The 18,254-nt window shown below is 51.5% G+C and carries 16 protein-coding genes and 2 tRNA genes; 8 read left to right on the forward strand and 10 right to left on the reverse strand.

Annotation, left to right across the window (positions count from 1 at the left end; all coding sequences use genetic code 11):
* Positions 1-76: 76 nt before the first annotated feature.
* From ABLV30_RS14860 to purB, 3 genes are read right to left on the reverse strand one after another with little or no spacing between them, the layout of a single operon-like run.
* A complete protein-coding gene (locus tag ABLV30_RS14860; RefSeq protein WP_064375751.1) occupies positions 77-1,261 on the reverse strand; it encodes an amidohydrolase in 1,185 nt (394 codons plus the stop codon).
* On the reverse strand, positions 1,262-1,798 hold the full coding sequence (locus tag ABLV30_RS14865; protein ID WP_122117440.1) for a GNAT family N-acetyltransferase: 537 nt from the start codon (positions 1,796-1,798) through the stop codon (positions 1,262-1,264). It lies immediately after the preceding gene.
* Positions 1,795-3,177 (reverse strand): adenylosuccinate lyase, encoded by a 1,383-nt coding sequence (gene purB / locus ABLV30_RS14870; RefSeq protein ID WP_064375750.1) that lies wholly within the window; start codon positions 3,175-3,177, stop codon positions 1,795-1,797. The genes ABLV30_RS14865 and purB overlap by 4 nt, the downstream gene beginning before the upstream one ends.
* Before the next feature lie 366 nt (positions 3,178-3,543).
* Between purB and ABLV30_RS14875 the strand changes: the two genes are divergently transcribed.
* Genes ABLV30_RS14875 through ABLV30_RS14885 form a run of 3 tightly spaced genes read left to right on the forward strand, consistent with a single transcriptional unit; the run spans position 3,544 to position 7,198 of the window.
* Positions 3,544-4,629, forward strand: a complete 1,086-nt coding sequence (locus ABLV30_RS14875; RefSeq protein WP_102803811.1) for an iron-containing alcohol dehydrogenase family protein — start codon at positions 3,544-3,546, stop codon at positions 4,627-4,629.
* Between the two features lie 4 nt (positions 4,630-4,633).
* Positions 4,634-5,965 (forward strand): LLM class flavin-dependent oxidoreductase, encoded by a 1,332-nt coding sequence (locus ABLV30_RS14880; RefSeq protein ID WP_122117438.1) that lies wholly within the window; start codon positions 4,634-4,636, stop codon positions 5,963-5,965.
* Positions 5,966-5,986: 21 nt separating this feature from the next.
* Positions 5,987-7,198 (forward strand): aminotransferase class I/II-fold pyridoxal phosphate-dependent enzyme, encoded by a 1,212-nt coding sequence (locus ABLV30_RS14885; protein WP_265800187.1) that lies wholly within the window; start codon positions 5,987-5,989, stop codon positions 7,196-7,198.
* Positions 7,199-7,478: 280 nt separating this feature from the next.
* Here the strand turns inward: ABLV30_RS14885 and ABLV30_RS14890 are convergent.
* Both ABLV30_RS14890 and mtfA read right to left on the reverse strand, forming a co-directional pair.
* Positions 7,479-7,554 (reverse strand) — tRNA-Asn (locus ABLV30_RS14890).
* Between the two features lie 100 nt (positions 7,555-7,654).
* A complete protein-coding gene (mtfA, locus tag ABLV30_RS14895) occupies positions 7,655-8,455 on the reverse strand; it encodes a DgsA anti-repressor MtfA (protein WP_348865616.1) in 801 nt (266 codons plus the stop codon).
* Positions 8,456-8,545: 90 nt separating this feature from the next.
* Between mtfA and ABLV30_RS14900 the strand changes: the two genes are divergently transcribed.
* A tRNA-Ser gene (locus tag ABLV30_RS14900) sits at positions 8,546-8,635 on the forward strand.
* Positions 8,636-9,076: 441 nt separating this feature from the next.
* On the opposite strand, the gene ABLV30_RS14905 is transcribed toward ABLV30_RS14900, so the two are convergent.
* The 4 genes from ABLV30_RS14905 to ABLV30_RS14920 form a co-directional block, all read right to left on the reverse strand.
* Complete coding sequence (locus ABLV30_RS14905) at positions 9,077-10,534, reverse strand: glucosyltransferase domain-containing protein (protein ID WP_064358828.1); 1,458 nt, start codon at positions 10,532-10,534, stop codon at positions 9,077-9,079.
* Positions 10,531-11,523 carry a glycosyltransferase family 2 protein gene (locus ABLV30_RS14910; protein WP_047723436.1) on the reverse strand — a complete coding sequence of 331 codons (993 nt, stop codon included), beginning with the start codon at positions 11,521-11,523 and terminating at the stop codon, positions 10,531-10,533. Before ABLV30_RS14910 ends, ABLV30_RS14905 begins: the two co-directional genes overlap by 4 nt.
* On the reverse strand, positions 11,520-11,909 hold the full coding sequence (locus ABLV30_RS14915; RefSeq protein ID WP_265800182.1) for a GtrA family protein: 390 nt from the start codon (positions 11,907-11,909) through the stop codon (positions 11,520-11,522). The genes ABLV30_RS14910 and ABLV30_RS14915 overlap by 4 nt, the downstream gene beginning before the upstream one ends.
* A 644-nt stretch (positions 11,910-12,553) precedes the next feature.
* Positions 12,554-13,624 carry a porin gene (locus tag ABLV30_RS14920; RefSeq protein WP_265800181.1) on the reverse strand — a complete coding sequence of 357 codons (1,071 nt, stop codon included), beginning with the start codon at positions 13,622-13,624 and terminating at the stop codon, positions 12,554-12,556.
* 627 nt (positions 13,625-14,251) lie between these two features.
* Between ABLV30_RS14920 and drpB the strand changes: the two genes are divergently transcribed.
* Genes drpB through ABLV30_RS14940 form a run of 4 tightly spaced genes read left to right on the forward strand, consistent with a single transcriptional unit; the run spans position 14,252 to position 17,236 of the window.
* Positions 14,252-14,533: a cell division protein DrpB gene (drpB, locus tag ABLV30_RS14925; RefSeq protein ID WP_004852229.1), complete on the forward strand. Its 282-nt coding sequence runs from the start codon at positions 14,252-14,254 to the stop codon at positions 14,531-14,533.
* A 42-nt stretch (positions 14,534-14,575) separates the two neighbouring features.
* Entirely contained in the window at positions 14,576-15,271 is a 696-nt protein-coding gene (locus ABLV30_RS14930; protein WP_014229888.1) for a phosphohydrolase, read from the forward strand.
* 56 nt (positions 15,272-15,327) lie between these two features.
* Positions 15,328-16,761 (forward strand): DNA cytosine methyltransferase, encoded by a 1,434-nt coding sequence (locus tag ABLV30_RS14935; RefSeq protein WP_057173081.1) that lies wholly within the window; start codon positions 15,328-15,330, stop codon positions 16,759-16,761.
* Positions 16,742-17,236: a very short patch repair endonuclease gene (locus ABLV30_RS14940; RefSeq protein WP_047723441.1), complete on the forward strand. Its 495-nt coding sequence runs from the start codon at positions 16,742-16,744 to the stop codon at positions 17,234-17,236. The genes ABLV30_RS14935 and ABLV30_RS14940 overlap by 20 nt, the downstream gene beginning before the upstream one ends.
* Here ABLV30_RS14940 and yedA read toward each other — a convergent pair.
* On the reverse strand, positions 17,211-18,122 hold the full coding sequence (yedA, locus tag ABLV30_RS14945; RefSeq protein ID WP_025106101.1) for a drug/metabolite exporter YedA: 912 nt from the start codon (positions 18,120-18,122) through the stop codon (positions 17,211-17,213). The genes ABLV30_RS14940 and yedA overlap by 26 nt on opposite strands.
* Positions 18,123-18,254: the final 132 nt, after the last annotated feature.

The following is an 18,254-nucleotide window of genomic DNA, read 5'->3' on the forward strand; positions in this document are numbered from 1 at the left end:
TTGGGCATTCCCCACCCGGTAAAAATGATCATGGCTTGCTGACGAAGTCATTGCGCCGAAAAATGTCTCTGCTTATTCAATCTTTTTTTTCTTTGCTGAGAATTTCCGCACTCAGCGTTTGCAGTGCCTGTACCGCCAGTTGCGACAGGTAATGTGCAGTCGGAAACAGGGCGCGATCGTCAACGCGAAATTGCGGATGATGCAGCGCGTAAGGACCACCGGAGCCGATCATGATGAACGCGCCGGGTAATTTTTGCTGATAGAACGCGAAGTCTTCGCCAATCGGGCTGGCTTCAACGCGACGGGCTTCGAAGCCGGAGCCTTCGCCTCGCGCCAGCGCGAAATCCACCCACTTAGCCGTATTGACCACTGACGGCGGGCCTGGCTGCCAGTCCAGGCTGATGTCGGTATCAAATGCCGCAGCGATGCCTGCGAGAACCTGCCGGAAACGGCGCTCGATCAGTTCTCGTGTATCCTGATTAAAGGTGCGGACAGTGCCTTCCAGCCAGGCGGAATCCGGGATTACGTTCCAGGTACTGCCACTGTGAACCTGAGTGATGGATATCACCGCGTTGTGTGCGGACGGCACGTTGCGGGCGATCAGGGTTTGCAGTGCGGAAATCACCTGTCCGGCGATAATAATCGGGTCGTTGCCTTCGTGCGGACGTGCCGCGTGGCTGCCGGTACCGGAAATGGCGATCGCAAAGCGATCCACGCCCGCTGTTAATGCGCCGTCTTTGCTGCCGATAACGCCGACCGGCAAAGAGGGATCGTTATGAATGCCGAAAATGACGGCGGCGTTATCGAGCGCGCCGGTATCAATCAGCGCCGGGGCTCCGTGACCGGTTTCTTCCGCCGCCTGAAACAGTATGCGCACCGTGCCGGAAAGCGACTCTTCCTGCGCTTTCAGCAAAATCGCCGCGCCGAGCGCCGCCGAGGTGTGGAAATCGTGGCCGCAGGCGTGCATCACACCGGGATTTTGCGAGGTGTAATCCACGCCGGATTGTTCTTCAATTGGCAGAGCATCGATATCAGAACGTAGCACCACCAGTTCACCGGGATTGATGCCGCCAATTTCTGCTACCAGACCGGTTTTGAGCGGCAAATCCAACACGCGGATTTGATACTTCTCCAGTGCCTCCCTGATGCTGGCGGTGGTGTTAACTTCTTCGTTGGACAGTTCCGGATAGCGGTGCATGTGGTGGCGGAAATCCTGAATGAACGCCGCCACAGGCTGATGGTCTTGCGTGATATCTGACATTTAAACTCCTGTAGGTGGCTGACGTTCCAGCCAGCGGGTGTGGCTTTTCTCATCGAGAATTTTTTTCAGGTACAGCGTGATATGCCCTTTGCCGAGGTCTCTTTCGAAGACCGGTTGAAAACCCAGTTTCAGGTACATGTCGCGCAGCCACGGATGGCTGGTGGCGGTGCCGAGGGAGTAAGCCGGGGCTTTCAGTTCGCGGATCAGAATGTTGTCTTCCAGCCAGCCCAGCAGTTTTTTGCCGAGGCTCTGACCGGTGTAGTCCGGATGCGTGCCGAACCAGCCAATATGCGGCAGGCCCATCGGCCCAGGCATTGCGCCCCACGGGAAACGCAGGGTGACAGAAGCGACCATTCGATGGTCATCAAACAGCGCAAACACCGCATGATCGTCGAGATGTTGCGTCACGCGTGCCAGATCGGCGGTGGCCGCATCAAACTGAATCCCGAGCGCTTTAATGGGCGCGTAGGCGGCCAGCATCAGCGCCAGATAATCGTGTTTATCATCCAGCGTCAGACGCCTGAAATGGTGCGTCATAACCCGTGCTCCTCAGGAGAACTCAGATGACCGGACTGCACGGCAAAACGGATGACGTCATCGACTTTTTGCGCGGCGCAGCCGGTGTAATGAGCCGGATCTAACCAGTGGTCAAGATCCTGTTCAGTAATACTGGCTGCCAGCACCGGATGCGCAAGCAGAACAGTTTTAAATGATTGCCGTTTTTCAAACGCCTGCATGGCACAGTCATACACCAGATGATGTGCAGTTTGTTTGCCGAGTTTTTTACCGACCTCAAACATCACTTTTTCGGACAGCAGCAGGCCGTCCTGCATCTGTAAATTCGCCAGCATACGGGCTTTATTGACCGTCAGGCCGGAGAGAATCGCTTGGGCATTTTGCAACTGGGCAGAGAGATAAATCGAGATTTCCGGCAGGGTGATCCACTCGGCGCGCCAGCTCATCGCATCACGTTCATGCTCCACGTGCATTGACTGATAAATCAGAGATGCGCTGTGCAACAACGGTTGGGTCAGGCTGGCGAGACCTTCGAGGGCTGCAGGATTGCGTTTGTGCGGCATGGTGGTGGAGCCGATTTTTCCACTGCTGAATGGTTCTTCGATTTCATTAATTTCGGTGCGCATCAGGTTGTAAAGTTCGTTGCCAATTTTGCCCAGCGTGCCGCTGATCAGCACCGCCACCGAGGCGTATTCAGAAAAGCGGTCACGCGCGGCCTGCCAGCCGATATTCGGCGTATTAAGGTTCAGGCGCGCCAGTGTGCGGCGTTCAACTTCCGGACCCGCTTCGCCCAGTGCGGCGTAGGTACTGATCGCTCCGCTGATATTGCCGGTCAGCAGGCGCGGCGTGATGGCGTCCAGGCGGTCGAGATGGCGGATAAATTCATCCAGCCAGACGGCGACTTTAAAACCAAATGTGGTCGGCAGCGCCTGCATGCCGTGGGTGCGGCCAGCCATCAGCGTGTACTGATGCTCGCACGCCAGAGATTTCAGCACATTCGCCACGGCGGTACTGTCACGGACGATCGCTTTCAGGGTTTGCGCCAGCTGTAAAACGGTGGCGGTATCGACGATATCCTGCGTGGTCGCGCCGTAATGAATGTATTCCCCTGCGTCACCACATTGCTGTTGTAGTGCGCTGAGCACCGGCATCAGGGAATGCTTCATCTGCGAGCCAGAAGCGGCGATATCCTCAATATTCAGCTGGCTGGCATCGGCCAGCTCAGCAATGGTCAGCGCGGCCTGTTGCGGGATTACACCCAGCTCACCTTCGGCTAATGCCAGCGCAACTTCGACATTGATTTGCTGTGTCAGGCGATTTTGCTCTGACCAGATTTCCCGCATTTCTGGTGTGCCAAAATTGTTACCAAGTAAAAGAAAATCTATCGGATGTGAGGACATAATACTCTCTTCTTATATAAGGGTTAATTAACGTTGTTTTTAAGGCCGTAATTAAAAACAAATCATCGAAATAGCGTATCAGGTATAGGAAGATGCCAGATGCGTCTGTTTTCATTGCGTTAAATTAGCCCTGCCTGACACTATCATTTCTTTGATCCAGCACAGCATGCAAGGGGTTTATCGACTATAGCAAAAATCAATCTATGCTATTGAGAATAAGTTAATAAGAATCCCCACTTAGCACTTTGTTAATTTTTTCAATTCTCGTAGGATGTTTTTAATAACACTTGAATATATCCCATATCAAATTCCTGTTTAATTACGGGCAGTTTCTCTTTAACCAGACGACAAATACAGGGCATCGATGTGTTCGCCATAAAATCACCGCAGACCTATCATCATCAGCCCGACCTGCTTTCACGTACCGGTGAGCTGCTTGCCGTTCATTCCTCCGATATCGCGATCATCACCAGCCCGAAAGCGTGGCGGGCAGTGAATCCGCAACTGGAAACCAGCCTGAAGGCAGCCGGTATTCGCTGGCAGGTCAATTTTCTCACCACGGAATGCACCGATGCGGCTATCGAAAAACATCTGGTCAGCGTGCGGGAACAAAACGCCACGCTGGTGCTGGGCATTGGCGGTGGGCGGGTGCTTGATTGTGCCAAAGCGGTGGCGAACCTGCTGACCGGCGTCGGGCTGGTGACAATACCGACAGTTGCCGCGACCTGCGCCGCCTGGTCGCCGGTCAGCATCATTTATAATGAGCACGGCGGGCATGTGCGCAGCCAGCCATTGTCGCGTATGCCACTTATGCTGCTGGTCGACACGAATGTGATTGCGCAAAACGATGTGCGTTATCTCAAAGCAGGCATTGTGGATGCGCTGGCTAAATGGTACGAATTCCGCCCGTATAAACAGAAAAGCGACGATAGTCTGGCGCTGAACCTTAAAGTGCAGGCAGCACAACTGGCGGTGGACGTCTTTGAACAATATGGCGCTCAGGCGGTGAAAGACAACGCCCGCCATGTAGTCACGCCGGCGCTGATGAAAGTTATCGACGCTAATATCGCGGTGGCAGGTATGGCTAACAGCATGCGCGATGAAACCCCCGCGCCGGGCGTGGCGCACGCGATCCACAACCGTTTCACCCATCAGCCGGAATTGCATGACTGGCTGCACGGCGAGAAAGTGGGTTTCGGGTTGCTGGTGCAGTCGCTGATGGAAAGCTATAACGGCCAGCCGGAGCTGCAGTTGCTGGGGTTGTTGCGTCAATATGGCGCGCCGCTGGCACTGCCGCCACTGAATGGCGACCGGGACACGATCATCGCGGCCATTGCCCGCGAAGTGAAATTCTCCACCGAAAATGCCGACCGTTTGCCGTTCTCAGTGGCAGCGGAAAATATCGAAAAAGCCCTGCGGGCAACTGAAGTTCATCATTATTCTCAGGGATAACGCCATGACCTCTTCTTCATCTTCTTCAGAAAACACGCGTAAATTGCGTCTTGGTCTGTTTGTGCAGCCGCTCGGGCATCACGTCAGTGGCTGGCGCTTAACTGAAAACCTCGGTTCGCCGACCGATATCGACTGGCTGACGTGGATCGCCAGAAAAGCCGAAGCGGGTAAATTCGATATGTTCTTCATCGGCGATGCCCTGGCGACCAGCGTCTACCGTTTACCGTCCACCATGGCGCGGCTTGAACCGCTGACCTTGCTGTCGGCGCTGGCGGTACAAACCCGCCATATCGGGCTGGCCGCCACGGCTTCAACGACATTCAGCGATCCGTTTAATCTGGCACGCAGCTTTTCTTCTCTCGATCACATCAGCCGCGGCCGGGCGGCGTGGAACGTGGTGACGTCGTTTTCAACGGACGTGGCGCGTAATTTCAGCCGTGACGATATGCCCGCACATGCCGAACGTTACGCTGTGGCGCATGAGTTTCTCGAGGTGACGTTCAAACTGTGGGAAGGTTGGCAGGAAGGGGCGGTACAGCCGGACAATGCCAGCGGTCAGTATTTCGTCAATGAGAAAATCAAACCGGTGAACCATCAGGGCAAGTATTTCCAGGTACAGGGGCCGCTGAATATTACCCGTTCGCCGCAGGGGCGTCCGGTAATTATCGAAGCGGGTTCCTCCGCTGACGGCCAGAAACTGGCTGCGGCCACCGCCGAAGTCGTGTTTACCGCTGCCGCAACGCTGGAAGAAGCGCAAACATTTTACCGTGCGCAGAAACAGCAGGTGAAAGAGGCCGGACGTAATCCGGAGCATGTGCTGATTTTGCCGGGTGTAATGCCCATTGTCGGCCGCACGCGGGAAGAGGCGCGCGAAACCTGGCGCGAACTGAATTCGCTGGTGGATATTGATAACGGCATCCGCCAGCTGTCCACTCGCTTTAATATGGATCTGAGCGTGTTTCCGCTCGACGGGCCGGTGCCGGATGTGCCTGCCGGTGAAGGTAATCAGAGCCGTGTGAAACTGCTGACCGATCTGGCATATCGCGAAAATCTGACCTTACGTGAACTGGCCGCAATTGCTGCCGGTTCGCGTGGGCATCGCGTGCTGGTCGGTACGGCGGAAGATATCGCCGATGATTTCCAGCACTGGCTGGAAGAAGGCGGAGCAGACGGTTTCAACATCATGCCTGCAGTGATGCCGGAACAGCTTTCGCTGTTTGTTGAGCTGGTGATCCCCGAATTGCGTCGCCGTGGGTTGTTCCGTGAAGAATACGAATTCAGCACGCTGCGTGAAAACCTCGGTCTGCCTGAGCCTGACTTTAACCCTCAGAGTTAACTTTAGCGTTGGAAAATTACGATGACGATTTCTTTGTCAGACCGCGTTCAGCGCGCGTCACTTTCCGCCAATGCGGCGGCGAAACAGCGCACCAATGACCTGAAAAAAGCCGGGGTGGATATTTTGGATCTCACCACCGGCGAACCGGATTTTGATACACCCGATCACATCAAACAGGCAGCATACGAGGCGATTGCGCGTGGCGAAACTAAATACACGCCGACGCCGGGGATTCCGGCGTTGCGTGAGGCGGTGCAGCAGAAATTACAGCGGGAAAACCGGCTGGAATTCGCTGTTGCAGACATCATTATTGCCAACGGTGCCAAGCAGGTCATTTTCAATGCCTTTGCCGCCACGCTTAATGATGGCGATGAAGTGATTGTACCGGTGCCGTACTGGCCGACATTTCCGGACAGCGTGCGGTTTAACGGCGGCACGCCGGTGTTTATCGAATGCCATCTGGAGCAGGGTCACAAACTGACGCCGGAACAACTGGCTGCCAGCATTACGTCGCGTACCCGCTGGCTGGTACTCAATCATCCGGGAAACCCGAGCGGTGCGGTATATTCTACCGCTGAATTACGGGCGCTGGCCGCGGTCCTGCGCGGGCATCCGCAGGTGCTGGTCATGCTCGATGACTTATATGAGCAGATTCTGTTTGATGGCTGTGAACATCAGAATCTGCTCAACGTGGCCGATGATTTTCAGGCGCGTAGCCTGCTGGTGGGCGGCGTATCCAAAACCTATGCGATGACCGGCTGGCGGATTGGTTTCGGTGCCGGGCCGAAGGCGCTTATTACCGCCATGACCGTGGTGCAGTCGCAAATCAGTTCCGGTGCCAGTTCGGTGAGTCAGGCGGCTGCGCTTGCAGCTTTTAACGGCGGGCTGGATTTTATTGCACCACAGGTTGCGGCGTATCAACAACGGCGCGATGTGATAACCGACATTCTGGCGAATATTGATGGGCTGGAGTTGCGGGTGCCGCAGGGCGGTTTCTTTGTCTTTTGCCGCTGCGCCGGATTAATCGGACGTTACCGGCCTGACGGGACAAAAATCAAAAACGAAGCTGACGTGCTGGATTATCTGCTGGAAAGCGGCGTGTCCGGCGTTGGCGGCAGCGCATACGGCTTGTCGCCCTATTTCCGCTTATCGATTGCCACCGATAACGCTACAGTAGCTGAAGCCGGGCGGCGTATTGCATCGGCTTGCGCGAAACTCAGCACCGCTCAGTAAATTCAACGTAATTATTGAACCGCCTGGATTGACTAAAAGGTACAGGCCACGAGAGTCGGAACTTTGAAAGGTTTAGCGGATGATTTTAAGCTGCGGATTTTAGTGTCGTTCAGAGGCATAGGGTGGCCACTCCATAATCGAACTGAAATGACCCCAAATCAGACCACCAATCTTGCCCGATGCGCAGGGGAAAATGAAAATGCATCAGGAAGACTTTTCACGCTAACCTGTTGAATCTAAATCGTATAAAGATTCGTGAAGATGCATGAAAACAAGAATTTGGCTCCTCTGACTGGACTCGAACCAGTGACATACGGATTAACAGTCCGCCGTTCTACCGACTGAACTACAGAGGAATCGTGTGAACGGGGCGAATACTACTGGTCTCGGATTTTTGTGTCAACACTAAATTTAACTTGCTGATTCAAATGGCTAAATTTAGTGCAGGTCGTTGTTTTAGTGTACTGCCGGGCTATCACCGTCATCCGGTGGGGTATTCTCACGTAATCTCTCCAGCGGATCCTGGCGATAGAACAGGCAAAAACGCTGCCAAAGCGCGGGAAAACGCGGGGCGAACAGCTCTGGCGCGCTGAAGAAGTATTCAGAGAGCACGGCGAAACATTCGCCAGGATCGGTGGCCGCGTAGGCGTCAATACTGGCGGCGCTTTCACCGACCAGATCGATCTCATCCTGAATATTGTTCATGGCAGCATGGAGATCGTGTGCCCAGCCTGCCACCTCGCGCAGGGGGATAAACGGCACGCCGCTCGCGCGATCGCCATTGCGGGTATCCAGCTTATGCGCCACTTCATGAATAATCAGATTGAAACCGGAAGCGTCGAAGGAGTCCTGAATATCCAGCCAGTTTAGAACAATGGGCCCTTGCTGCCAGCTTTGCCCTGATTGCACGATTCGCTGGCTATGCACCAGGCCGATATCATCTTCCCATTCGTCGTCGACAACGAAGGGGGCAGGGTAGATAAGCACTTCGTGAAAACCATCTAACCACTCGATGCCCAGTTCGAGAACCGGCAGGCAAAACAGGAGCGCGATACGAGCGCTCTGCAGGGGAGTGAGCTCCAGCCCCTGTAATGCAACCAGACGCTTCTGTTGCAAAAAGCGGGATGCCATTTGCGCCAGCTGCTGCTGCTCATGGTCGGAGAGGTTGGCTAATACAGGGATGGCAAGCGCCTTTTCCCAGGGGATTTCCGCGTTGCCGGACTCTTCATCTACTTTCCAGGGCCATTTAAACATCATATTGCTCGCAAAGTCGTCACTTGAACTGAATTAAAGAGACAGGAACTATTAAAATGCCAAAGAACCTGGCATTATAGCAACCTCAACAGCGGAGAGATGCCGGAGCGGCTGAACGGACCGGTCTCGAAAACCGGAGTAGGGGCAACTCTACCGGGGGTTCAAATCCCCCTCTCTCCGCCACTATTCAACAAAATCAACCAGTCGCAAAGCGCTTTTGATTTTGCCCTGCATGAATCCCTGCATTAAAATTTCTTTCTATCGCTCTGTTTTCTCGCCTCTAACGCTGTCTTTTTTACCATGTTGCCTCTTGTTGGGCATCCACTTTTATCCTCTTTAGTTCACAAGCTCACACTCTTTACAATAGCTTAGCCCGTCTTGCATCACAGATAACAAAGCAGTTAACTGCCCTTGCTACACACGGATTCTGTAAGGATATCCTCAAGAGAAGGGATGATGGATGAAAAGGAGCGAACTCAGAAAAGCACGGGAAGCATGGTTGACTGTCGAGCGCTGTGAGGTGATAGAGAGACTTATGACCCAGGCCCGAGCTGCCGGGATAAAAACTATCCCGCGCGGATCTGGCGCGGGATCATATACCGGTATGCGGGGTGGCGAAAAGTTTCAATAGTTGGAGGTTGAACTCCTCATCGCATCGCCCGTTTTTATAATGATGCAATCAGTGGCGCATTGCTCCTTTGCCGTCAGAATAACATTATCGGGAAGCCTGAAATGCATTGACTTGCTAATTAAGATTTGCTCCGCCATCCCCTTGATAGCCCAGGGAGCCGCAAGGGAAATATTGCCAAACTCGTCATAACGTTGTGTTTTAGTAAAGGCGTTATAGGCAGGATCTTGGATGTCAAAAAGAACATCCCCTGTAAATGTTTTCCCCACCTTGTAGGAAAGCGCGCTGGCTAATGCGTTTAACTCCGATTTTTGTGGGATAATGAAACCATTAAAGATATTGTATGATGCAGCGATCATCGCGAATACCGTCAATATGGGTAGCGCTTTTTTTGCTATGTTGAGTTTGCTTGTCAAGGCATCTAACCCAATAATAATAAGAGCGCATGTGAAGAATTCCAGTGCTATCAGTGACCTATATGCAGCCCAGTTTTCCTTGACTAATAAGTTTGGAGAGTAGGCGCCAATCCCCATGATAATAAACATAAGAACCTTAATCGGGCCTGATTTGCCTTTTATTATTGAAAGTAAACCTATTGCGCAAATTATTAATGAGAGCGTTGTGAAAAAGGTGCCTGGAGTTATATTAAAGTTGTTGATAGCGTTAATCAACGGTTCTTTTATAAACCATCGTAATTTCTCAAGTGGATTATTAGTTAACTCGGCACGTGCAATTGAACTGCCATATAACCATACAGGTATAAATTTTGAAAATAGCAGGCTGCCAAGCATGCCGATAAATAAAGCTGCGCCACTGATTAAAACAATGTGGATAGAAAATGGTTTGTCTTTTTTCAGACAGTTATCAAGCATGACGAAAAATAAAAATGCCATCGCCGTTGGTTGATATATGGCAAATGCAAACCATAAAATAATGACGGATGCTGCAAATCTTATAATTGTCGTTTTCTTATTGATCGGTTTTAATGTCGCATAACTTATTCCGGCAAGGAGTATGGAGAGTACAAAAGGGAAACATGTCGCCCAGGAATTATAAACCTGTACTGCGGGCGTCAGGCATATTAATAAAGGGAATACGATCGTTGTTATTTTACGCTCGAATATGTTTCTTTTTTCTATAAATGAAAAAAGGAAAAAGCAAAGCATAAATACCGATATTACGGTAAAAAATCTAAGATAGGCAAGGTCATCGATATTGTGAACTAGCGTAAAGGCAAGTCGTCTGGCAACGGCATACAAGGGTCTGCCGGATTGCATATCCCATTGAAACGGAGAGCCTTTCCCTGAAAAAACATCGGAAAGTGTCGACCAGTCATCTGAAAATGCGTAACTAAATATAATCGTTGGGCTATAAACTAAGAAAATTGCCGCGAGGTAAAACATTGCAATAATTTTTTTAGAGTAAGACGTCATCCGTTCGTCCTCAGTGTTCATTGCTCGCCTCTCATTTCGTGTTTTGCTACCTCTTCGATAAAATATTTGGGCCGATTTTTGGATTCCATATATATTTTCCCAACGTATTCGCCAATTATCCCCAAAGAAAGCATCTGGACACCGCCAAGGAAGAAAATCGCAATCATTACCGATGTCCAACCCGCAACGGTATTTCCCAGGAGCTTCTCAATGAAGGCATAGATTGCAGCAAGTGAAGATAGAAGGCATGTGGCAACCCCAGCGGCAGCGATCATACGTAATGGGGTAATTGTCAGAGACGTTATTCCTTCTAACGCCAGTGCTACCATCTTTTTTAAGGGGTATTTTGATTCGCCTGCAACCCTTTCATCTCTGCTATAATAAACGCTGCTGGACTTATAACCCAACAGCGGAATTAGCCCCCTTAAATATAAATTTTGTTCTTTAAAATCCTTTAAAGCTGTCAACGCTGTACGGCTAAGAAGCCGGAAGTCCGCATGGTTAGGAACCTGATTGACGCCCAGCCCTGACATCAGAGAATAGAATTTATTGGCTGTTGCCCTTTTGAATACTGAGTCACTACTCCTGTTGTCGCGTACGCCATAAACAATCTCAAACCCTTCATTATATTTGTCTATCATTTCCTCAATGCAACCTATATCATCCTGTAAGTCTGCATCAATACTTACGGTAACGTCCGTATCCGCGTTTGCCAACCCCGCCAGCAGGGCGATCTGATGGCCCCGGTTCCTTGATAATTTCAGACCGCGGACGAATGACTTTTCCTGTGATGTGGATTTAATTTGTTCCCAGGTGTTGTCTTTACTGCCATCATCGACAAAGAGGATATAACTATTTCGAGCGATTTTTTCTTTTTCGAGGAGGTTTTGTAATACCGTGGTAAGCCCCTCCAGGCAGTATGGAAAGGCCTCTTTTTCATTATAACAAGGAACAACGATTGCTAACGAAGGTATTTTGCTCCTCGTGTGGTTTATATTAATTTCTTTCATTTCATTGACCAGTATTTGTTTAGAATAAAACCAGCTGTTGTGTAAATCACCATGCCTACAACTTGCGCTGTATAAATAGCATTAGGTATGACGATGAAAAAAACTTTCATTGCTATTAAATTTAAAATGTAACAAAAAGCGCATGTGGACAGGAATTTGATAAATCTCAGGGGGCTTAATGTCGTTGAGAAAGTGAACTTCGCATTCATAACAAAACTGAAAATAATACCAACGACATAACCTGTTGCATTTGAAAGGTAGACTCCCATGCCGACATGCATCAGGCCAAATATAACAACTGCCGTAATGGCTGTATTTGCCAGGCCAACGATAATGTACCTGACCGCTTCTCTGGATATATTTTTTTTCAAGGTGTAATTAATCATTTATTGATTTACATCAATTTTGCAAAGGGGCGGTTAAGAGACTGAATGCACGGTCGATATAAGCAATGAGCCCCTGGAATATAAGTATTTGACGCCAACTCGTGGTCGGTGTCAACCTGGGTTTTTATTACTGTGGACATATTCCTCGTCGGGTATTGTTTTACGTTTCTCTGGCCGAGCTTGTATGGATATGATAATGCCGAATGGCTGCGATATAAAAGCCGGAAAGCAATCGGAGGCGTGAGCTCTGGTGCGGTCATATCAGGCAGAGCTGCGGTATTAACTTGTCTACTGTTACGGTATTTATGCGCGGACGTTGCTGCGCTCAAGAAGAAAAAACAGTTTAAATCTCCCGGATAGGGCTGAGGGCGGGGAGTGAAAATATTGTGAGTTTTTTGTTTTTTATTGTTAATTATATCATTTGCATGATGACGTAATTTTCTTCCAACGTCTCCCGTCACAAAGGATATCACGCCTCGAAGGGGCTATAATTATCATCTTCATGATTTACTGCGGAGCAATCGTTGATAGATCGCAACGCCTCATCTTTCTGCCGTGTAGCGATATTCGCGATGCAGGACGAGGAGTCGTTGGTAAAAACGAAAAAACCCGCACGAGGCGGGCTTTAGATTAACCAGGCAGTCTTAGAACTGGTAGGTGATACCCACGGCGAACTGATCGTCGGTGGCTGCGCCACTAACCGCCGCGTCTTCATCATCGATCAGATTGAATTTGTATGCGGTGTAAACGTTGAAGTTTTTGTTGAAATAGTACCAGGCACCCAATTCAACGTAGTTCATGATATCCGCATTAGTGTCTTCTTTGGCGCCCAGGTCTTTACCTTTCGCGTAGACATAGCCCAGGGATGGACGCAGGCCAAAATCAAACTGATACTGAACAACGGCTTCGATGTTCTGGGTGTGATTGGCAAAGCTGCCAAAAGTCGTTTTCTCCAGCGGAGTCATGTTACGGGATTCACCGTACATGACTGATGCATACAGACTATTTGCATCGTATTTAGCCGCCAGGTTCCAGACTTCAGCTTTTTCGCCTCTGCGGTCCGCAGTTTGTTCATCAGTACGGTCAGAGTTGCTGTAGGCGCCAACGAAACCGAAGCCGTCAAAGTTGTAGTTAACGGAGAAACCAAAACCGTCGCCGTTTGATTTTTTCGCGGTGGTATCGTTGTTTTTACCCTGATACTGCAGAGCAAAGTTCAGGCCATCCACCATGCCGAAGAAGTCGGTGTTACGGTAGGTTGCTACGCCGTTGGTACGGCCGGTCATGAAGTTATCGGTGTAAACCAGACCGTCACCACCCCACTCAACGAGCATATCAGTGTAACCCGCCGCGTCATAAACCACGCCGTAGTTACGACCATAATCGAATGAACCGTAGTCGCTGAATTTCAGACCGGCGAATGCTAAACGAGTAGCGCTGCCCTGTTGACCTTCCGGTTTGTCCGCTTTGATGTTGTATTCAAACTGGCCATAGCCGGTCAGTTCATTGCTAATCTGGGTCTCGCCCTTGACGCCGAAACGCGCATAGGAGGTATCGTCAGAGTTGTTGTTGCCGCCATCATGGGTCATGATGTGTTCGCCAACCATTTTGCCGTAGAAATCCAGTTTGTTGCCGTTCTTATTATAGATCTCTGCTGCATTAGCCGCGCCAGCAACTAATAAAGCTGGAACCAGAATTGCCAGTACTTTTCTTTTCATTATATATTCCCTTTTGATTATAATTAATATGAATTGTGTCATTCCTTCCGGGGTGACTATTAAATACTAACGGCGAAGTTCATTTTTCTTTAAATTAAAAATGTAACTAAATTATATCTAATATTACAAAATGTTTCTGTTCTATTCATTATATTTAAATTGTATTGGTGTTTGAAAATTTATTTATTGTGTTTATGTCTTTTAATAACATTGGTTTATGATTGGTTTTGTATGATTTTTGTTGTCCATAAGCTTCATGTGCTCTATGAATTGCGGGGTTGTATTTATATGTTATATGTTTATTTCTCAATCTCTTATTGCCGCCACTTTTCTGTAAAGATAAAGCGAAGGGCGAGCAAGCAAATATGATATTTGAGGCAGGGAAGGTGGGGGTGAATATGGTCTCAGAAATTCAGTTATATTCATTAATTTGTATTATTTAAAAACGAAATGAATTCATTGACTATATGTAGCAGGCGATAGGGTCGTGCTCCCGACCAGTGCGCAAAATCGAACCCGTGAGAGAGGGATCTGCTGTTTTGCAGGCGTTTTCGCTATATAATGTGACCGATATCACATTTTTACCGGTGGGTGATAGGGGTTGTGAAGTAGATGGAGAACAAATGAATGGAAGATAAAGCGAAAAGAAGTCCTGGCGGGAAACTGGCGCTGTGGGCATTTTACGCCTTTTGCGGCTATTTCCTGTGGGCGATGGCGCGTTACTGGTGGGTTGTGGGGAAGATTGAAAGCGTGCCCGGCGCCACGATTGACGGCGAGCTCGGCTCAACGGCAGGAAAATGGATTGGCGCGCTGCTGGGTTTTCTTGTGTTGGGTATTGTCGGGACCCTTCTCGGGGCGATCGCCTGGTACACGCGTCCTAATCCGCAGATGTATGAACATCACGATTAAAATTGCTATGCTCGTTGCTGGCCTTATATCAAAGGAACGCGCATGGATCTTTATCACTGGCAGCAACGATTTGAAGCCTGGCTAAGCCAACATCACGGGCAAGAGGATGCTGCTCACGATATTTCACACTTCCGCCGGGTATGGGCTACCGCGCAGCAGTTGGCCGAAGAGACCGCTGCCGACCGTCTGGTGATCCTCACTGCCTGCTACTTTCATGACATTGTCAGCCTGGCGAAAAACCATCCTGAGCGAAGCCGTTCTTCCGCGATGGCGGCGGAAAAAACGCTGGCTATCCTTCAGTCCGCTTTTCCTGATTTCCCCCCGGAACGCTACGCGGCGGTTTTACACGCGATTGAAGCCCACAGTTTTAGCGCGGCAATTGCTCCGCAAAGCGAAGAAGCGAAAATCGTCCAGGATGCCGATCGCCTTGAGGCGCTGGGGGCGATAGGGCTGGCGCGCGTATTTGCGGTGTCCGGCGCGCTGAACAATAGCTTGTTTGATGCCCGCGATCCCTTTGCTGACCGGCGGGAATTGGATGACAAAACGTATGCGCTGGATCACTTCCAGTGCAAGCTGCTGCGTTTACCGAAAACGATGCAGACAGAAAAGGGCAGGGCAATGGCGGTGCACAATGCGCGTTTTCTGGTGCAGTTTATGGCCAAGCTGAGCGCAGAGCTTCGCGGAGAGCCGATGGCGCTTGATGCTGAGGTTTTGCAGCGCTTTGATCCACTAGCATAAAACTGACCGCGCTATTTATGGTAACCTCTGCAAAAATAGTCGGGCTGGTTGAGGTTATGGCGCAAAATTTATCCAAGGAAAATCCCCCGTCTTTGAAGGTTGAACATACCGGAGAAGACGCGCAGGCGCTATTGCGTCAGCTAATGGCGATATACGATGTCAAAACGCTGGTCGCGCAGTTAATTGCCGTCGGCGAGCAGCACTGGAGCCCGGCTATCCTCAAGCGCGTTGCGACGGTAGCGCGCGCGGCAGGTCGTATCACCCGCCAGGAGCAGGCCCACCTGCGCACGCTCCTGCCGCAGCCGCCGGCGCATCATCCGCATTATGGGTTCCGCTTCGTCGATCTGTTTGCTGGTATCGGCGGTATTCGCCACGGTTTTGAAGCGATTGGCGGGCAATGCGTGTTTACCAGCGAATGGAATAAACATGCGGTGCGCACCTATAAAGCCAACTGGTACTGCGATCCTGAGCAGCATCGTTTCAATGAAGATATCCGCGATGTGACTTTGAGCCATCTCCCTGAGGTGAGCGAGGAAGAAGCCGCGCAGCATATACGCCAGACTATCCCGCAGCATGACGTTTTACTGGCCGGCTTCCCCTGCCAGCCGTTTTCTCTCGCCGGCGTGTCGAAGAAGAATGCCCTTGGTCGCGCTCACGGCTTTGCCTGCGAAACGCAGGGGACGCTGTTTTTTGACGTGGTCAGGATTATCGCCGCCCGTCAGCCGCCGATTTTTGTTCTGGAGAACGTCAAAAACCTGAAGAGTCACGATCGGGGGCGGACGTTTCGTATCATTATGCAGACGCTGGATGAGCTGGGGTACGAGGTTGCCGACGCGGCGCATACCGGGGCGGATGACCCTAAAGTCATCGACGGGCGCTATTTTTTACCCCAGCACCGGGAGCGTATTGTGCTGGTGGGTTTCCGGCGCGATCTCCAGCTGCATGAGGGATTTACCCTGCGCGATATCGCCGCTCTCTATCCCACTCGCCGGCCGACCTTTGGCGAGCTGCTGGAGCCCGCGGTTGACGACAAATTTATTCTCACCAGGGTGCTGTGGAAGTATCTCTATCGCTACGCGCGTAAGCACCAGGAGCGGGGGAACGGTTTTGGCTACGGGCTCGTCGACCCAACGAATCCGCACAGCGTGGCGCGAACGCTCTCTGCGCGCTATTACAAAGATGGCGCGGAAATCCTCATTGACCGGGGCTGGGATCGGCCTCTGGGCGAAAAGCATTTTGATGACCCTGAAAACCAGCTTCGTCGTCCGCGCAGGCTGACGCCCCGCGAGTGCGCGAGGCTTATGGGTTTTGAGACGCCGCAGGGATATCGCTTCCGTATTCCGGTCTCGGATACCCAGGCCTATCGCCAGTTTGGCAATTCCGTCGTCGTGCCGGTATTTGCGGCGGTGGCGAAGCTGCTGGCGCCGCGTATTGAACAAGCGGTTGCCAGGCGTGAGCAAGAGATTAACCATGGCCGACGTTCACGATAAAGCCACCCGCAGTAAAAACATGCGCGCGATAGGCACCCGCGATACGGCAATAGAGAAACGGCTGGCTGGGCTACTGGCGGGCGCCGGATTCTCTTTTACCGTACAGGATGCCGCGCTGCCCGGCCGCCCGGATTTTGTCGTGGCGGACTATCAGTGCGTTATCTTTACCCACGGCTGCTTCTGGCATCATCATGATTGCTATCTGTTCAAGGTTCCCGCCACAAGAACCGCGTTCTGGCTGGATAAAATAGCCAAAAACGTGGCGCGCGATCGCCGGGATATCGGGCGACTGGCGGAGCAGGGATGGCGGGTGCTGGTGGTCTGGGAGTGCGCGCTGCGCGGGCGAAAGAAGCTCAATGACGACGCGCTGGGAGAACGGCTGGAAGAGTGGATCTGCGGCGGCGGTCAGTGCGCGCAGATCGATACTCAGGGCATAGGTGTGCTGGACGTTACTTCTCCGCCTTACAGGATGTAATTTCACGACGCGCCGGGAGCAGGTATTTGCCGAGCGTCACCAGAATGACCGCGAAGATGATAATCCCGAGCGCCAGCCACTCTACGGCAGATAAGCTTTCTCCGGCAAAACCGGTTCCCAGCAGTACGGCGACCACCGGGTTTACGTAGGCATAGCTGGTCGCTACCGCCGGTGTTACGTTACGAATCAAATACATATATGCATTAATGGCGATAAGCGAACCGAAGATAGCCAGATAGGCGACGGCAAAAATACCGGACCACGACGGCATCTGGGTTAATTTTTCTCCGGTTAGCGCGGAGGCAATCATCAGCACGACGCCTGCCGCCAGCATCTCAATGGCGCCCGCCATCATCCCCGTTGGTAGCTCGATTCGCGAGCCGTAGACGGAACCAAACGCCCAGCTCATTGAACCGATAAGTATCAGCAGCGCGCCCCAGGGGTTACCGTTCAGGTTGCCGCCGCTGTTGAGCAGTACGATCCCCGCGAGGCCAATAGCGATACCCAACCACTCAAGCTTACGGGTCGCAATACCAAAAAAGCGGCTAAAACACAGGGTGAACAGCGGCACCGTCGCAACCATGACCGCCGCAATGCCTGAAGGCACGTGCTGATGTTCGGCGAGCGTCACAAAGCCATTACCTACCGCCAGCAGCAGCACACCAATCAGCGCCGCGTTAAGCAGCGGCTTTCGCGCAGGCAGCTTATGACCGGTTGCCAGCAGCCAGGCGGTCAGCACCGCGCCCGCGGAAAGAAAACGCACGCCAGCCATCATCAGCGGAGGCCAGCTGGCGACGCCGACGGCGATAGCGAAATAGGTGGAACCCCAGATGATATACAGCGCAAACAGCGCCCCGATGAGCGGTAACAGCTGACGGGTAGACATACTTCCTCACGACGGTGCAGAGATAGAAAGGGGACGTATAGTAAACGTGAAAACTATCGTGCTGGCGAGTGCTTTAATTCGCCTGCTATGGTTAAATTTTTGTTGACTATGGACACCGGTGGGCGAAAAAGC

It is taken from the genome of Klebsiella sp. CN_Kp113 (genome assembly GCF_040064585.1).
GTDB classification, from domain to species: Bacteria; Pseudomonadota; Gammaproteobacteria; order Enterobacterales; family Enterobacteriaceae; genus Klebsiella; species Klebsiella michiganensis.

Coding starts and splice junctions, on each gene's coding strand:
- ABLV30_RS14860 (WP_064375751.1), bottom strand. CDS start 1,261: ATGTCAGATATCACGCAAGACCATCAGCCTGTGGCGGCGTTCATTCAG.
- ABLV30_RS14865 (WP_122117440.1), bottom strand. CDS start 1,798: ATGACGCACCATTTCAGGCGTCTGACGCTGGATGATAAACACGATTAT.
- purB (WP_064375750.1), bottom strand. CDS start 3,177: ATGTCCTCACATCCGATAGATTTTCTTTTACTTGGTAACAATTTTGGC.
- ABLV30_RS14880 (WP_122117438.1), top strand. CDS start 4,634: ATGACCTCTTCTTCATCTTCTTCAGAAAACACGCGTAAATTGCGTCTT.
- ABLV30_RS14885 (WP_265800187.1), top strand. CDS start 5,987: ATGACGATTTCTTTGTCAGACCGCGTTCAGCGCGCGTCACTTTCCGCC.
- mtfA (WP_348865616.1), bottom strand. CDS start 8,455: ATGATGTTTAAATGGCCCTGGAAAGTAGATGAAGAGTCCGGCAACGCG.
- ABLV30_RS14905 (WP_064358828.1), bottom strand. CDS start 10,534: ATGAACACTGAGGACGAACGGATGACGTCTTACTCTAAAAAAATTATT.
- ABLV30_RS14910 (WP_047723436.1), bottom strand. CDS start 11,523: ATGAAAGAAATTAATATAAACCACACGAGGAGCAAAATACCTTCGTTA.
- ABLV30_RS14915 (WP_265800182.1), bottom strand. CDS start 11,909: ATGATTAATTACACCTTGAAAAAAAATATATCCAGAGAAGCGGTCAGG.
- ABLV30_RS14920 (WP_265800181.1), bottom strand. CDS start 13,624: ATGAAAAGAAAAGTACTGGCAATTCTGGTTCCAGCTTTATTAGTTGCT.
- drpB (WP_004852229.1), top strand. CDS start 14,252: ATGGAAGATAAAGCGAAAAGAAGTCCTGGCGGGAAACTGGCGCTGTGG.
- ABLV30_RS14930 (WP_014229888.1), top strand. CDS start 14,576: ATGGATCTTTATCACTGGCAGCAACGATTTGAAGCCTGGCTAAGCCAA.
- ABLV30_RS14935 (WP_057173081.1), top strand. CDS start 15,328: ATGGCGCAAAATTTATCCAAGGAAAATCCCCCGTCTTTGAAGGTTGAA.
- ABLV30_RS14940 (WP_047723441.1), top strand. CDS start 16,742: ATGGCCGACGTTCACGATAAAGCCACCCGCAGTAAAAACATGCGCGCG.
- yedA (WP_025106101.1), bottom strand. CDS start 18,122: ATGTCTACCCGTCAGCTGTTACCGCTCATCGGGGCGCTGTTTGCGCTG.